This window comes from Halonotius sp. F2-221B (assembly GCF_046719765.1).
In the GTDB taxonomy this organism is placed as follows: domain Archaea; phylum Halobacteriota; class Halobacteria; order Halobacteriales; family Haloferacaceae; genus Halonotius.
Map to the genome: position 1 here is coordinate 18,536 of NZ_JABEBY010000015.1, position 14,743 is coordinate 33,278.

18 protein-coding genes and 1 tRNA gene are annotated in these 14,743 nt (G+C 64.5%); 8 read left to right on the forward strand and 11 right to left on the reverse strand.

All coding sequences use genetic code 11. From position 1 onward, the window contains the following. Positions 1–62: 62 nt before the first annotated feature. A complete protein-coding gene (locus tag HKK80_RS11530; protein WP_411799746.1) occupies positions 63–488 on the forward strand; it encodes a plastocyanin/azurin family copper-binding protein in 426 nt (141 codons plus the stop codon). Positions 489–533: 45 nt separating this feature from the next. On the opposite strand, the gene HKK80_RS11535 is transcribed toward HKK80_RS11530, so the two are convergent. From HKK80_RS11535 to HKK80_RS11550, 4 genes are read right to left on the reverse strand one after another with little or no spacing between them, the layout of a single operon-like run. Beyond that, on the reverse strand, positions 534–1,184 hold the full coding sequence (locus HKK80_RS11535; RefSeq protein ID WP_411799747.1) for a 30S ribosomal protein S3ae: 651 nt from the start codon (positions 1,182–1,184) through the stop codon (positions 534–536). Beyond that, positions 1,181–1,564: a KEOPS complex subunit Pcc1 gene (locus HKK80_RS11540; RefSeq protein ID WP_411799748.1), complete on the reverse strand. Its 384-nt coding sequence runs from the start codon at positions 1,562–1,564 to the stop codon at positions 1,181–1,183. Before HKK80_RS11540 ends, HKK80_RS11535 begins: the two co-directional genes overlap by 4 nt. Further along, positions 1,557–2,798, reverse strand: coding sequence for an exonuclease RecJ (locus HKK80_RS11545; RefSeq protein ID WP_411799749.1), 1,242 nt, complete (start codon positions 2,796–2,798; stop codon positions 1,557–1,559). The genes HKK80_RS11540 and HKK80_RS11545 overlap by 8 nt, the downstream gene beginning before the upstream one ends. Before the next feature lie 6 nt (positions 2,799–2,804). Continuing rightward, on the reverse strand, positions 2,805–3,269 hold the full coding sequence (locus HKK80_RS11550; RefSeq protein WP_411799750.1) for a 30S ribosomal protein S15: 465 nt from the start codon (positions 3,267–3,269) through the stop codon (positions 2,805–2,807). 251 nt (positions 3,270–3,520) lie between these two features. Between HKK80_RS11550 and HKK80_RS11555 the strand changes: the two genes are divergently transcribed. The 3 genes from HKK80_RS11555 (at position 3,521) to HKK80_RS11565 (ending at position 4,947) form a co-directional block, all read left to right on the forward strand. Beyond that, positions 3,521–3,592 (forward strand) — tRNA-Ala (locus HKK80_RS11555). A gap of 351 nt (positions 3,593–3,943) precedes the next feature. Beyond that, on the forward strand, positions 3,944–4,459 hold the full coding sequence (locus HKK80_RS11560) for a hypothetical protein (protein WP_411799751.1): 516 nt from the start codon (positions 3,944–3,946) through the stop codon (positions 4,457–4,459). A 248-nt stretch (positions 4,460–4,707) separates the two neighbouring features. Continuing rightward, complete coding sequence (locus HKK80_RS11565) at positions 4,708–4,947, forward strand: hypothetical protein (RefSeq protein ID WP_411799752.1); 240 nt, start codon at positions 4,708–4,710, stop codon at positions 4,945–4,947. A gap of 43 nt (positions 4,948–4,990) precedes the next feature. Here the strand turns inward: HKK80_RS11565 and HKK80_RS11570 are convergent, their stop codons facing one another. The 3 genes from HKK80_RS11570 to HKK80_RS11580 all read right to left on the reverse strand — a co-directional run bounded on the left by HKK80_RS11570 (position 4,991) and on the right by HKK80_RS11580 (position 9,291). Then, positions 4,991–6,214, reverse strand: a complete 1,224-nt coding sequence (locus tag HKK80_RS11570; protein ID WP_411799753.1) for a HEAT repeat domain-containing protein — start codon at positions 6,212–6,214, stop codon at positions 4,991–4,993. 69 nt (positions 6,215–6,283) lie between these two features. Beyond that, positions 6,284–6,772, reverse strand: a complete 489-nt coding sequence (locus tag HKK80_RS11575; RefSeq protein WP_411799754.1) for an FKBP-type peptidyl-prolyl cis-trans isomerase — start codon at positions 6,770–6,772, stop codon at positions 6,284–6,286. A 146-nt stretch (positions 6,773–6,918) separates the two neighbouring features. Next, positions 6,919–9,291: a heavy metal translocating P-type ATPase gene (locus HKK80_RS11580; RefSeq protein ID WP_411799755.1), complete on the reverse strand. Its 2,373-nt coding sequence runs from the start codon at positions 9,289–9,291 to the stop codon at positions 6,919–6,921. 164 nt (positions 9,292–9,455) lie between these two features. On the opposite strand from HKK80_RS11580, the gene HKK80_RS11585 reads away from it, so the two are divergent. Then, entirely contained in the window at positions 9,456–9,818 is a 363-nt protein-coding gene (locus HKK80_RS11585) for a DUF5518 domain-containing protein (RefSeq protein WP_411799756.1), read from the forward strand. On the opposite strand, the gene HKK80_RS11590 is transcribed toward HKK80_RS11585, so the two are convergent. Together HKK80_RS11590 and HKK80_RS11595 are read right to left on the reverse strand one after the other, a co-directional pair. Beyond that, positions 9,819–10,802, reverse strand: a complete 984-nt coding sequence (locus HKK80_RS11590) for a hypothetical protein (protein ID WP_411799757.1) — start codon at positions 10,800–10,802, stop codon at positions 9,819–9,821. A gap of 230 nt (positions 10,803–11,032) precedes the next feature. Continuing rightward, positions 11,033–11,533, reverse strand: a complete 501-nt coding sequence (locus HKK80_RS11595; RefSeq protein ID WP_411799758.1) for a DUF367 family protein — start codon at positions 11,531–11,533, stop codon at positions 11,033–11,035. Positions 11,534–11,628: 95 nt separating this feature from the next. Here HKK80_RS11595 and HKK80_RS11600 point away from each other — a divergent pair, with 95 nt between their 5' ends. Beyond that, on the forward strand, positions 11,629–11,955 hold the full coding sequence (locus tag HKK80_RS11600) for a nuclear transport factor 2 family protein (protein WP_411799759.1): 327 nt from the start codon (positions 11,629–11,631) through the stop codon (positions 11,953–11,955). A gap of 43 nt (positions 11,956–11,998) precedes the next feature. After that, positions 11,999–12,478 carry an RNA-binding protein gene (locus tag HKK80_RS11605; RefSeq protein ID WP_411799760.1) on the forward strand — a complete coding sequence of 160 codons (480 nt, stop codon included), beginning with the start codon at positions 11,999–12,001 and terminating at the stop codon, positions 12,476–12,478. A 33-nt stretch (positions 12,479–12,511) separates the two neighbouring features. Here HKK80_RS11605 and HKK80_RS11610 read toward each other — a convergent pair whose 3' ends face one another. Beyond that, entirely contained in the window at positions 12,512–13,234 is a 723-nt protein-coding gene (locus HKK80_RS11610) for a DUF1028 domain-containing protein (protein WP_411799761.1), read from the reverse strand. Positions 13,235–13,344: 110 nt separating this feature from the next. Here HKK80_RS11610 and sepF point away from each other — a divergent pair, with 110 nt between their 5' ends. Beyond that, complete coding sequence (sepF, locus tag HKK80_RS11615; RefSeq protein ID WP_411799762.1) at positions 13,345–13,695, forward strand: cell division protein SepF; 351 nt, start codon at positions 13,345–13,347, stop codon at positions 13,693–13,695. A 1-nt stretch (position 13,696) separates the two neighbouring features. On the opposite strand, the gene HKK80_RS11620 is transcribed toward sepF, so the two are convergent. Continuing rightward, entirely contained in the window at positions 13,697–14,692 is a 996-nt protein-coding gene (locus HKK80_RS11620; RefSeq protein WP_411799763.1) for a PrsW family intramembrane metalloprotease, read from the reverse strand. Positions 14,693–14,743 lie beyond the last annotated feature (51 nt).

The following is a 14,743-nucleotide window of genomic DNA, read 5'->3' on the forward strand; positions in this document are numbered from 1 at the left end:
CAGCAGTGGCTGACAGCCGGTCGAACCACGCGGCCTATATGGCTCCCATCCCTAGCCGATGTATGGTCGAGTTGCGGACGCGACGGCGGATACTGGCCACCCTCGGTACCGCCGGGGTGGGCGGCCTCGCGGGCTGTCTCAGCACCTTCGATCGCCCCGAGTACGACATCGGGATGCGAGCGACAGCCTTCGCCCCCGAAGAGATCACCGTCGACGCCGGAACAACCGTTGTCTGGCGAAACACGAGCGCCCGCGGCCACACCGTCACCGCCTACGAGAGCAGCCTCCCGGAGGGAGCAGCCTTCTTCGCCAGCGGCGGCTACAACTCAACCGACGAAGCCCGAGAAGCCTGGCACAACGACAGCGGCGGCCGCATCGAAACCAGCGAAACGTTCAGCCACACCTTCGAGATCCCCGGCGAGTACAACTACGTCTGTATCCCCCATGAGACCAGCAACATGGTTGGTACCGTCGTTGTCGAAGAGTAATCGCGTCGCTGGGTGCGGTGAAAATGCGAAAATGTGGTCGCCGGTTTAGTCGTCGGCCACGTCTTCGGCGATGTCGTCTTCGTCGACATCGACGGCGGTGGCTTCCTCTTCGGCCAGCTCTTCGGGGCGGGCTTCGAGTTCGAGCTTTGTCACTTCGACGCGCCGCAGCGGGTAGATCTGTTTGGCTTCGCCGTAGATCGCCGACGAGAGCCGGCCTTCGATAACGCTGTCGGCCAGCTCCTCGAAGGTGCGCTCTGCGGCGGCCTCCTCGACGAGGTCGATCATGACACGCCGGATGGCGTGCTCTTGGCTGTTGTCGGCCTTCTTCGTCGTGAAGGCGACGGGCTGGATCTTCACGCGGTAGTCGTCGGTCGTGACGACCGTGATGTTGGCCTCGGTTTTCGAGGCCCCGCGGCGGACGAGGCTGCGCAGGTAATCCCGCGTCAGCTCGTGTTTGATGAACTCGGTGTAGGCCGTATCCGAGCCCACGTCGTCGATCTTGAACGTGAGTTTGGTGTTGTCTGATCCGGCGTCATCCGTGATGTCGCCGAGGGTCGTCTCGATGGTGCGGCCGACGACCTGCTGTGGCTCTTCGGCGATGGTCTCACCGAGTTCGGCCCGGTCGAACTGCTCGGGGGCCTGTACGGTGTACCATCGTTTTCCGTCCTGTTGCTGTGAAACTGATCGTTCGCTCATGATTGGGTTGTGTTGTCTGTCGTAGGTTCGGCTGCTGTGCTGTCCTCGGTCGGGGCGATGTCGGAATCCGCGTCGGCGTCGTCGCCAGCGTCGGTGTCGGTCGCGTCGTCACCAGCGTCGGCTGCCGTGTCGACGGCATCGAGTACCGCCTCGGCGACACCAAGGTTGACAACGTAGTCATCGACGGTCGACTGCAGCCCCCCGGTCGTATCACGGTCGATCTCGGTCGTGACGGTCGTCGCCTCGACCCGCGTCGTCATCGACGCGGTGTTGTCGGGGACGACCGCGCGGGCGACGCGCTCTGCGCGCGTCGGTGTCGCGTACGACGTTGTCACGGTCGCATTACAGGCGACCGCGCAGTGGGTAGTGGCGTCAGTCATCGGCGAGTGCCTCCCTGACCGCGGCAATTAACTCACCGTCGGCGACGCTGTCGTCGACAGCGAGTGTTGCGTTCGTCGGCGTTCCGCCGGCGTCGCCATCGAACTCGCGGGCGACAGTCGCCGTTGCGTCGTCGAGCCCACGTGGCCCGGTTGCCGCGAGGGCGGCCCGGCGGCGGCCGTCGATCGGCTCGCTGACGACGAGTGCGACGGGCTCCGGCGAGCGGAACTCCCGTGCGAGGCGGGCGACCGTCGGCAACACCGACAGGCGATCCGTCTCGACACGGAGGACGTAGACGCCATCGTAGCGACCCGTTGTCGGCGCGTCGAGTGCGGCATGCGCCGCGGCGGCGTGATCGCGCCAGGTCTCAACCGCCTCGCTGACGGCTTCGGGCGCGCCGAACGCGAGTGATACCGCTACCCCCGGTGCCTCGCGGGCGAGTGCTGACAGCACGTCAGCGTAGCCGCCAAGCGTGGCGAAGGGTGTGGTCGGCGTCGCATACGGCCGGAGTGCGGCCTCGACCGAATCGGCAGCCTGTGGGGCAGCCGGGTCGGCGGTTGCCGCCTCGACGGCGACAGCGGAGGCGAGCTGTGTCCGTGTTTCCGCGTCGATCTCGGTGTCCGAATCGGTCGGGATGCCAAGATCAGCGAGGAGTTCGCCAGCGGCGTCGACAGCACCCGAGAAGGGCGCGTCGAGCCGCGTCGAGTGGGCGAGATCGGTGGCAAGGTCGGCGGTCGGCACCGCAACACCGGGTCGACGCTCAACGAGGGCGGCCGACTCAGCCGCCGCGAGGAGGTCGTCACCTCCGGCTCCGCCGGGTGTCTCGCCGGCGGCGATGACGCCCGCTAAGGCGAGCACCGGGTCGGGATCGACACCGAGTTCGCGGCTGATCGCCGCGGCCGCAACGCTCGCCGGCTGGCGGTCATCGCGGGCTGGCACCGCGAGTTCAGCCGGGCCGCGCTGGCCGCGACTGACCACGATGGTTTGGCTGTCGTCAGGCTCGCCGTCGCTCTCCTCGCCGTCGATAATGTCGCCGGACGGATCCGCCGAGACGTGGACGCGGAACGGGATCTCCCGGTCGCGGAGTGCGACCGCCAGCAGGCCACAGGCGGCGAGTGCGTCGCCGTCGGCGTGGCCGAAGAGGCGGACGAACGGCGCGGCCGCTACCGCCGAGGCCACCGTGCTGGCGGCGTCGGGATCGGCTGCGGCTGCGGCGTCAGTCCGGGAGTCCGACATGATCGCTTATTCGAGGAGTTCTGTCGCTTGCTCGTAGCTGTAGTTGAAGTCCGCGTCGATCTCGTCGCCGCGGTAGTAGTTGGCGAGGCGACGGATCTTCGACTCCGTGTTCTGGAGTGCGCGTTTGTTCTGGTGGTCTTGGCCGTTCTCATCGAGGTGCTCAGTGAGCGTGATTGCGCGCTCCATGAGCCGCCGAAGGTCTTCAGGGAGTTCCGGCGCGGCGTCGTGTTCCTCGAGGATCTCGCCGACCTTCTTGCCGGTGGCGAGTTTGACGTTCGGGATCGGCGTCCCTTTGACGCCCTCATCGCGGAGTTTCATCCCGATGACGCTGGGGTCATGTCCCTGTTCGGCGAGTTCAACGACGCGATCCTCGATGGCGTCGGCGTCGACATCGCTCCATTCGGCTGGTTCGTCTGCCGCCGGGCGATCCGATCCGGATGAGCCACGGCGACGGGTATGCATTCGTGCCATTGTTAGGTTGGAACGGCACAGGCCGCAGAAACGACGTGTCCACACAGCCCCGAGACGACAGACTGGTCGCCGCGGGCTGGTGGCGCACTGTCGCAATCCCAAGCCCAAACGGGCGAGTCAGAGTTACGACTGTGCTGTTCCCAGCGATTGGTCGCTGCTGTGGGCGTTAATGGCTTTCTATTCGCCGACAGGCTCATTACCCCGAGTCGAAGGCCTTAATACCAAAACCGGGGAACGACAGATTGCGTTGCGGGCTCGTAGATCAGCGGTAGATCATCCCCCTGGCACGGGGAAGGCCGCGGGTTCAAATCCCGCCGAGTCCATTTCTGAACGAAGTGAAGAAATGGACGAGTCGAGCGCGAGCGTAGCGAGCGCGTGGATTTGCAACCCTCTCAGTCGCGCGCAGCGAACGGAGTGAGCGAGCACGTCTGGGTCTGGTTCAAATCCCGCCGAGTCTGTCAGGCTGTTTGTTTGCGGGAGTCCCGCCGAGTCGATCACGCTGGTCGCTCACAGGAGTCCCACACGAACCCCACCAGCAGTCGGGCGATGACAGCGGCGAATGATCGCTCATTGCCGTTGATGACACGTCGGAACCTCGCTGTCCTTGCCCGGCTGTACTGCCGCACATATGCGAAACACCGACATTTAGTATCGTGTCGGTGGATACAGCACATATGGGTTCGACGGCAGACAAAGCATGTATCATCCCCGACCCGTTCCCGACAACAGCCGATGGGATCGAGGCTGCCGACTGGGGGTACCGGACAGCCAGGGTCGAAGAGGAGTTTGCGGACGGCGGGATGATCGTCTCGTTCAACTGCGCCGGCGAGAAGTTCGCCCCGCTCACTGGCGGGCTGTACTACGTGCCACCAAACGGCGACGACAGCCCAGAGCCGACACACGAACTCTGGTATAACGTTCGCGGGAGCTACCACCGAGACGAACGCCGCCGTCGGGCGATGATAATCGGTCGGCTCAACGAGCGAACCGGCTTCTGGTGGGCCGAGTCAGATCGCACCGATCCGACAACTGTCCCGCTTGAGGTGGCGACTGACGGCCAGAAAGCCATCGCTGCCTATCTCTTTGGCCTCCATCGGATGGACACCGAACAGATAGCCGACCAACTGCAAAAAGCCGAGCCGACGGTTCGCCAATACCTCAGCGATTACAAGGCCGATCGGATTGAGTAATCCGTACGAACTACCAAGCCACAAACAGCCGTCGAACTGATCCCGGTAGCGACATCCACGATCGTTCGTTCCGGCGTGGATACCGACCGCAGCGGGAGCCAGCGGGTTATCGGTCGAACGTCTCACTCTGAGAGCAATTCAACCGAGCAAGCAGGGCGGGCACTGTGAACACCGGCAGTCGCAGTACCTATTTGATCACTGAGAGGAACCCATAGTATTTTCATCATCACAGTTTGTAGCTATACCGTGTGGGCACAGATCGTGACCGGGTGTGGGCGGGCGTCCTCCAGGTGTCAAACGAGCAGGCTGGCTTCTCAGTCGAGGAGGTGAGCCGTGTCTGTGAGGAACTGTTCGGCGATGACGCGCCGCCAGAAGCAACGATCACCGACGCGATAGACACGATGGCCGACTGGGGTGTGTTGGAGTCGTTCGGCTTTGATAGCGGCACGACCTACTACATGCTGACCGACGAGGAGATCGCCCCCTGAGCTGCACCGCGAGGAGGAGCACAGTGCGTTTGAAACGAGCGTTTTACCCCCAGATAGCCTTCTCCGAACCGTTATCCAGCCGTGACTGGATCATCGAGGCAAGCTCGTGGGCCGCGGAGTCTTCCTCAACAGAGTCAAGGAAGGCGGTGAGCTTCTGATCGACGAGCGCGGGATCAAGCGTCGTTAACCCCGCTGCCGCGATGATTCTGAGATAGTCATCCTCGTGGGTTAACGCCGACAGCAAGCTATCGACGGTGTCCTCGGTCGCGGTTTCGAGTTGGCCCAACAGCCAGGCCGCGTTGCGCTGTTCCGGTTTGTGTGGGGAGTCATCGACGATCGATGCAAACGCATCCGACACGGCAGCGTCGACATCCTCGCCCATCTCAGCAAGGGCCTGCTGGCGAACCGTGTGGCCCTCCTCGAAATCGGATTCGGTGAAGGTGGTGATCAACCCCTCGGCGGCCTCCTGACGCACCGCCTCGTCGGCGTCGTCGTCCAGTTCGTCGACGATCAGATCGACCGCCTCATCCGGCGCAAGCCGGCCGATCTCGCTGATCGCGCAGGCTTTGAGTTCGGGATCCGTCCCCCGCGAGGCCGTGAGCAACGCCTCGTAGGCACCATCGGTGCCGATAGCGACCAACGCTTCGACCGCGGCCTGTTTGGTGCGGCGGATCTGTTCGTCGTCGGCGGACTGATACCTGGTGTCGTCGTCGATCCGCAGATAGCTCTTGATCGGCGTGACAAACGTCTCATCGCCGACCGCCCCGCTGGCCTCGATTGCGCGGCGGAGCACACGCAGATCCGTCTCCCGTTGGATCGTCGTCCGGAGCTTTTCGGTCGTGGTGGGGCTGCCAACGCGTTCAAAGCCGACGACAGCGAGATAGCGGAGTTCGGGCCACTGTCGCTCGTGCCATTTGGTCAAGATTAGCGGGTACGGCGTCTCCGTCGGCGTCGATTCGGGTGCCATCTCCAGTCGGGTGATAATATTGTCGGCGATCGACTCATCGATAGCGAGAAGGGTTTTGACGACGTTCGCCCGCACCGCGTCGCTGGGATCGGTGCGCACGGCGTCAACGAGTGCTTTGCGTCTGGCGGGGGTTATCTGTTCGTTGAACCCCCCGACCGATTCGGCGAGCACACCGGCCGCGCCGTACCGAACATCCTCCTCCTCGTGGGTTCGGAGATAGCGGATGAGTTCATCGTAGGCCCCCCGGCTCGAAAGCGAGTACAGATGATCGAACAGCTCTGAGGGGGGTTCGTCTACCATTACCACACGCTACGCGGAGCAGAATCAAAAATATAGTGGCACAATAACTGATTAGCGACGTAGAAGGTGTCACTCAGTTGTTGACTGTTCGGTGACAGTAAGCACCTCGATCTCGAAGTGGAGTGTCTCGCCGGCCAGCGGCGGATTGAAATCCACCGTTGAGATATCATCGTCGACAGCGGTGATCTCCGCGGCCGCACCCTGTTCGGTTTCGACGTACTGACCGACCTCCGGGCGTTGGCCGCCGAGGGTGGCTGTGAGTTCGTCGGTTGCGTACTCCTGGACATGCTCCTCCGACCACTCTCCGTACCCTCGCTCCGGTGGGACGTCGATCGATTCGGTGTCGCCCTCGGCCAATCCTGGCAGTGCCTCCTCGATGCCGGTGATCACCTCGCCGGCGCCGACAGCGACCGTCAGCGGGGTGAACTCACGGTCGGGCTGGGCCTCAGCGAGCCCGGATTCGGCGGCGACAGCCTCGCGTGAGGTATCAAAGACAGTTCCCTCGTCGGTACGACCGACATACTTGATGACGACCTCGTCGCCGGCTTCGATTGTCATACAACAGATACATCACCGACCGGAATAGCACTTGCGGTTGGTTCCACTTGGATGGGACGCGCCTGGCTGTCTGTGGGTTGGTGGCAGGCTGGCGATGAGCTGGCGGGAGACTGGTGCTGAGATGTCTCACGCCGACGGGACTGGGATTAGTCGGCGGTCGTCGGGGGCTCTTCGGGCTGTAACCCGGCCAGCCGCATCGCGTTGCCGGTCACCCCGAGACTCATTCCCATATCGCCGATGACGATCGCGCCAAGCACCGAAACGTAGCCAAACGGCGCGGCGACCGCCAACAGCAGCTTGACGCCGAGACTCGACCAGATGTTCTGGCGGATCACCCCGTCGGCCGTCTCCGCGAGCGTGTGTAGGTACGGCAGCCGCGTCAGGTCGTCAGCCATCAGCGCGATGTCGGCGGTCTCCAGTGCGGTGTCGGTGCCGGCCGCACCCATGGCGACCCCGGTGGTCGCCGTCGCCAACGCGGGGGCATCGTTGATCCCGTCGCCAACCATCGCCACGCCACCCGGGTGTGATTCCCGGAGTTCGCGAACCGCCTCAACCTTCTCTTCGGGCATGAGGCTGGCCTGTACCGCGTCGACGCCGACGGTTTCGCCGATCGCTCGGGCGGTGCGCTCGTTGTCGCCGGTGAGCATGACGATCCGCTCGATCCCGTTGGCTCTGAGCCGATCGACGGCCCACGCAGCTTCCGGGCGAACGGTGTCGGCGATGGCGATCAGCCCCTCTAACTCCTCGTCGGTGCCGACGAGGATGACGGTTTTGCCCGCCTGTTGGAGCCGCGGGATCGTCTCGCTGAGCAGATCGAGATACTGGCCATGCTCGCAGTCGGCGATCTCGTCGGCAGCGATGGCCGCGGTCGTCTCGTCGCTGTCGTCGGCAGCATCGACCCCCTCGGCTGTCACGCCACCGTCGGTTTCCAGATGCGCGTGATCGAGAGCAAAGCCGAGATCCGCGAACAGTGCCGGCTTGCCGGCGTAGTGGGTGACGCCGTCGATCTCGGCGCGGACACCCTCACCGGTCAGGGCCTCGAACCCCTCGACAGCCCGGTCGTCGGTGCCGTCGGTTGTGTCCGCGGCGCGGTCAACGATGGCGTCAGCGATCGGGTGTTCGCTGCGACCTTCGACCGCCGCGGCACAGGCCAACACGTCGGCTTCGGTGTTGCCATTGAGCGGGAGCACGTCGGTGACGCCGAGATCACCGGTCGTCAGCGTTCCCGTCTTATCGAGAGCAACCGCTTCGACATCACCCATCGCTTCGAGGTGGGAGCCACCCTTGATGAGAACGCCGTTGCGCGCCGCGCTCGTCAGCCCGGAGACGACCGAGACGGGCGTCGAGATGACAAAGGCACAGGGACAGGCGATCACGAGCAAGGTCAGCCCGCGAACGAACCACTCGGTGAAGGGGCCGCCCACAACCAACGGCGGAACAGTCATCGTCAACAACGCGGCGGCGACGACGATGGGCGTGTACACCGCCGCAAAGCGGTCGACGAACTGTTCGGTGTCAGTTTCCTCGCCCTCGGCGGCTTCGACGAGGTCGATCACACGAGCGATCGTCGAATCGCTGGCCGCCGCTGTCGCCTCGATCTCGATGTAGCCGGCCTCGGTCAGACTGCCTGCATACACCTCGTCGTCCGGCCCTTTGTCGGCGGGGACGCTCTCGCCGGTGATCGGCGACTCATCGATCGCGCTGGTGCCCTCGCGGATCACGCCATCGACGGGGATCTTCTCGCCGGGACGGACGATCACCCGGTCGCCGATCTCGACGGCCTCGGCGGCGACGACTTCCTCCTCGCCGTCCCGCCGGACAGTCGCCGTTTCGGGTGAAAGTGCCAGCAACTCCCGCAGCGAGCCCCGAGCCCGATCCATCGAGTACGCCTCCAGCAGTTCGGCGATGCTGAACAGGACGGCCAGCGTCGCCGCCTCGAACGGGAGGTTCACGGCGATCGCGCCGAGGATGCCGCCGGTCATCAGCAGGTCGATATCGAGACTCAGATTGCGGGCGGAGTAGTAGCCGTTCCGCAGGATCGTCGTCCCCGGCACCGCGGCCGCGACGACGTAGGCGATCCAGTCGAGGCCGATCTCGGCACCCAACACAGTCGCCAGCGTCGGATTCGCCGCCGGGACGACCCACTCAAAGGCGATCCCGACCAGCAACAACACCCCCCCAACCGCCGTGCGGATCGACCGGCTGCTCGTCCAGATTGCCATCGGGTCATAGGGTTCGTCGCTATCTTCGATCTCGTAGCCAGCAGCCTCGACGCGGCCGCGGATCGCCGCCGGCGTCGTCCGGTCGGGATCGTAGCCGACGACGAGCGTCCCCGAGGCCGTTCGGGGATCGATATCGGTGATCCCACCCAGGTCGCTCACGCTGGATTCGACTTTGCCGGCACAGGATGGACAGTCCATCGATGGCACCGACAGCGAAAGGGTATCGTGGTCGCTATCGGCGGCGGTCGCCGAATCCGGCGGAGCAGACTGCGCGGCGTCCGACGTGTGATCGCTCATTAGGCGGGGCTACACGCTCGACGGTTATTAACTCAACTGCTAAATGGCCCGGTTGTTACTAGAAACATTGGTTGTCAGGGTGACAGCGTTAGCAATCAACTGAAGCAATCGAGACCAGCACGGCGGAACCGCGGGCTTTTGCGGCCCGACCGTCTCCGGTCGCTATGACACACTGGCGTGCGGTCGGTATCGGCTTCGTCGTGTTGTTCGTCGCCGGCGCGCTGGCGACGGGCGTCCCGATCGTCGGCCACATCGGTGCGGGCCTCATTGGCGGGTTCGCCGCGGGCTACGTCGCCGGCGGCGGGATCGCCAGCGGCGCGTGGCACGGGTTGCTTGCGGGGGCAATCGGCGGCGTCGCCGTCGCCGGTGTCTTCGCGCTCGTCGTTGGCGTGCTCGGCATCGCTGTCGGCGGCCCGTTCGGGGGGCTGCTCGGGTTCGGCGGCGTCTTCGTCGCTGGCGTCGCCATCGCCCTGTTGCTCGCAATCGACAGCGCGATCGCCGGTGCGATCGGCGCGCTCGTCGCGTAGTCACAGCCCGAGGCCACAGGCGTACTCCAAGGTTCCGAACCCCTGTCCGGTCGTTTCCGCCGTGATCGGGTCGCCGTCGATCCGTCCGCGGAGATTCGTCGTCCGAAACAGATACTCGTTGTAGCTCCAGTGGCTGTCGACGGCCCCGCCGAGCAGTGGTCGATCAATGTAGTTTCGCGCATGGCCGTAGCAGGCGGCGTCAAACGCCACACGATTCCCCGCACCATCGCTGACGCTGACCGCGAAGTCAGGATGCGCCCCACCGCTGAACACCGGCTCGATGGTGGCCGAATCGAACTCGACGAGCCGGTCGCCGGTCGCCGAATCCCACAGGCCGGACTGCCGGATCGGCACGGTCGCCCGTTCGAGCCGCGGTGAGTCGAAAAACCGATAGCCACGGCGGAACAGCTGCGGGCCGACGAAGGGGACGAACGCCGAAAACGCGGTGCCATCGGGGAAGAATGCCCAGATCCATTTCCACGGAAACAGCGGCACGTTGAGACAGACGCGCTGGAAGTAACACAGCCCCGAGAGCCGCTCGGTTCCGGTGGGGAGGTCGAACTCACCCTCGAACCCCATGCGTCGCCACGCAACGAGATCGGTCGACCGGTCATCAATCGCCTGGACTGGCGAGTCGACACTGTTCGTTAGATCGCCCCACGCCTCGAAGTCAGCCCGACCGTTGTCACCGACGAACGTGGCGTCCAGCCCGAGCGGGCGATCTGTCGCAGCCCTGATCTCGCTGCCCCGTCGCCCGTCGTCGGTCGCTGTCCACGCCTCGATGGAGCCATCGCGGGAGAGTGTCGCCGTCGCCGGCTGGTTGACCAGTCCCTCGTGGACGGTTTCGTCGTCGCCGTACCAGCCGACCGAGATCGCAGTAAACGAGTCGACACCAGCGGAGGTATCGCGATCGAGATCGAACCCGGACATCGGGATCCCGTTGACCCGGAGTCGGTCGCCCGCACGGGCGGCAATCGAAAACATCAGTTGTTGTGGCCCGTATCCATCCGCACCTCCGGGGAAGAGTATGAACCACCACCACGACGAGGAACTTCGATTCTGTCGGTCGGGATACTGTCGCCAGATTCGGTCGAATACGCGCTGGTGATCGGCCAGCGTTCGCTCCGAGACCACCCTGTCCATTGGCTGCTTCTTTCCACTGCGAGTGATAGCTTGTTCGTTCCGGTCGACGGTCAATATGTATAGGGCGTGATTCAGCGGTCGAGGTATTCCTGCTGGATGGCAACAACCTCACCGGAATCATCGCAGTCGGCGTACCGTTGGAGTGGTTCGGCGTTAAGTTCGAGAAACGTCTCACCCCACGTGAACTTGCCCAAGATGTCCGCGGCTTGCTCGGGTTCACCGAAGATGTGGAGTGCAGCCGCGAGTGCTTCGACCGTCGTCAGTTCCATCGGCCGGCCGAAGTTGACGGGGTTGGCGGCGACCAGGTAGGGGAGGGCGCGATGTTCGCCGGCCAGCGAGAAGCGTGCCTCGCCGGCTGATTCCCACGAGCAATCGAGGGCGACAAGCGCGCCGTCGTCAGCTGTCGGGCGGTCAGCCGGCGAGAGCGCCTGCTCGGCGTGGGGGTTCAGCACGACGCCGTACGGGGTGGCCTCGTGGCTCCGGTGGAGGGTTGCCAGATCGAATTTTGCCAGCTTGCGGGCGGTACACTTCTCGGGGTCGTCGTCGCCCGCATACCGGATGTGTAGCTCCACGGCTGGCTGTGGGTTCGTGAGCGATCATCAAAAGCGGCGCGTTCGGGGTGAGCCTGAACCGGTACACCTGTGAGGTGGCCGCGCCAATAGCGGGTATGGATCGAGACAGTCGCGTGCGAGCCTACTACCGGCGGCTCGACGACGGTGAGTACGCCGGGCTGGAATCGCTGCTGCATCCCGAGTTCGTCCAGCGACGGCCTGACCGCACCTTCGATGACCGGGCGTCGTTCCTACAGTTCATGCGCTCGGAGCGACCGAAAACTGACACCAGCCACAGGCTCACGACCGTCTGTGCCTCCAGGGGTGGGCGGGCGGCCAGCGGACACCTGCTGGATGCAGACGGCAACGAACTGTTTGCGTTCATCGACGTGTTCAGATTCGGTGCCGACGGCCGGATTACTCACCTGACAACCTACGTCTAACCGAAACGGGCGATTTATTCGCCCCGACCCCCTCCAGCCGCGCATGCAAGTTCGCTCCAGACACCACCTCCGCAGTGATGCGATCGACGACCTCACCGCGTCGCTGGCGGACTCCCTCGGGGTCGACATCGAAGGCGACACCTTCGAACTCGTCGAACTCGACGGCACCGCGTTCGATATCGTTCTCGTCGACGGCGAGAAGTTGGTCGCCTACGTCGACGACGAGCCGTTTCTCACAGTCGAGGGGGCCAACGAATACCCCCCACAGCGCGGGCTCGTAACTGTCGATGCCGGCGCGATCGAGTTCGTCTCCAACGGCGCGGACGTGATGCGGCCGGGGATCGTCGAGGTCGACGACGGGATCACCGACGGCGATCTGGTCGCTATCGCCGAGGAAACACACGACAAGGTGCTCGCCATCGGCCGCGCACAGACCGACAGCGACGACATGGTCGGCGAGTCCGGGAAGGTCGTCAGCTCGATCCACCACGTCGGCGACGACCTCTATGAGTTTTCGGTCTAACGCCGGGCAGCCACCAGAGTTCAGTTCTTGCTGTTAGGAAGAGGGAGACCCATCCGGATCAGCGTAGGCGTCGACTGTTTGTTCATACCCCAACAGCGCGGCGTTGTACGTCGTTTCGAGATCGGCGATCGGCGACTCGCTGGCGTCGATCCGGAGATCGTTGTAGAACCGGCGGTCGTCGGTTGCTTCGGTCGTCACAACCCGAACCGCCGCGCTACCGACCGTGAGCGGCCCATCGCTGTCAGCGTCGCCACCGCGGCGGCTGTCGATGCCGACCCCGCTTGCCGCCGTCAGCGCGTCGATCAACCGCTCGGCCAGCGGGTCGTCGCCGAAGGCAGCCCCGGTGTATCGATCGGCGATCGCATCAAGAGCCGCCTCGCTCGGCAGGTGCGTGCCGGCGACAGTGTAGTGATCACCATCGCGGTCGGCGGCCGCCACGCAGTCGCGGCCGGTGGCGGTCACACTCGACGACCGGCCGACACCGTGGAGCTGTCGGCCGCGCCGCACCGACACGTCCGCAGCACCGAGCAGCACCTCGACCGCGTCGTCGATCGCAACGCCGTCAGCAAGATAGCGAGTCAGGCGGTCGCCGAGGGTGTCGTCGATGTGGCCGCCCACCGCGGCCGCACCGTCGGCGGAGACGACCGGCGCGAGCGCGCCGATCCCCGGCACCGCGGCCGCGGCGGCGACGCCAAACCGGAGGTGGCGGTTGCCATCGACTTGGTAGGGCTCCCGCACGCAGAGACTAACGGTCATACCGGTGGCTCGGGCTACAGCGACAAAACCCCACAGATCGGGGATTTTCGTGAGCTGTCAGGGGCCTGTCTGACGTAAGAACTATTGTTGAACGCCGGCTCCGGTACCCTATGGGTATCATGAGTAAGATCCTCGGTAGCGACAACGGGCAGTCGGCGTCGGAGTACGTCGAACTCGATATGAGCGATGTCTCAGGGGCTGCCGAGAGCGCGGGGATGTCCGTTCGGATCGCCGAGATCAGCGACAAACACGACGTGATCGATATCAAAGACGCCATCTACGACGGCGACCTCGTGCTTGCGGATATCACCCGCCACAGCACGAGTGACCGGACGATCGAACACATCATCGACGAGCTCCGACAGGTCACCCGCGAGGTTGACGGCGACATCGTCCAGAAGGGTGACGACCAGCTGATCGTCACGCCGACCGGGATCGGGATCGACCGCGAAAAGCTGTAGGTTACTGTTCGACCGCCGTGGCAGCCTCCGCGCCGTTTGTCTCCCGGTAGTGCCGCCGGTATCGCCATAGCTTCCGCAGCAGGAACAGCCCGAAGATGCTGTCGAAGATGATGACGTAGACCAGAAACCCACCGAGCCCCGGGAGGCCGGTGATCGAGGTAACGACGTAGGAGCCGATGCTTACCGTCGAGTTGTAGGTCGCGTGAATCACGGCCGCAAGCAGCAGCCCCTTGACGACGATCGGCCCCTTGTTTGCGGGATTGAATTTTGCTAATCCGAGATAGTAGCCCGCGATCGAGGAGTAGATCACGTGGCCCGGCCCCGCGAGCGCGCGCACCGCGGTGATATCACCGCCGGCGGCGACCGCGCTCAATCCGATCGTCAGTTCGGCCAACTCGCCGGTTTCGGAGAGCTGCCGGAGGATGTACAGCGCGTTTTCGATCGTCGCAAAGCCGAGGCCGGCGACCGCGCCGTACACCGCCCCGTCGATGACGGCGTCGAACCGACGGTCGGTGTAGGCGTACAGCCGCACCGCAAGCAGCTTGACCGTTTCCTCGCCGGGGCCAACAATCAGGAAGAAAAACAGTGGCATCCCTAACACCCCAAGCGGCTCGAAGAACCGTCGGGCCGTCGAGTTGAACACGGCCGCAAACGTCGCAAACAGAATCGAGAGCAGAAACGTCGTCACCAGCAACGATAGCGGCTCGGCGTCGGTCACGTCCGATCGGTACACATAGAGGGTCAACCCGGCGGCCGGCACCACCGACAGCAGCGTCAACATGCCGACGGCGGGATCGCTAAGCGCGGCCAGCCCACCGATCCCGGCGAGGATGCCGAGCGCAAGGAGGACGACGATCCATTTTGCCGCCCGCGTCAGCAGCCAGTAGAGGGCGACCGCCGCCCCGTCGATCGAGGTGCGCTCCTCCCAGGAGGCGATCTCATAGAGATCCCGTGACTCCTCGGCGGCGGCCGCCACGGGCTCTTCTGTGTCGTCCATACGGTGTATGGGTGGTGTGGTCGTAAGGATGCCTCGGTTGGCACAGTGCTT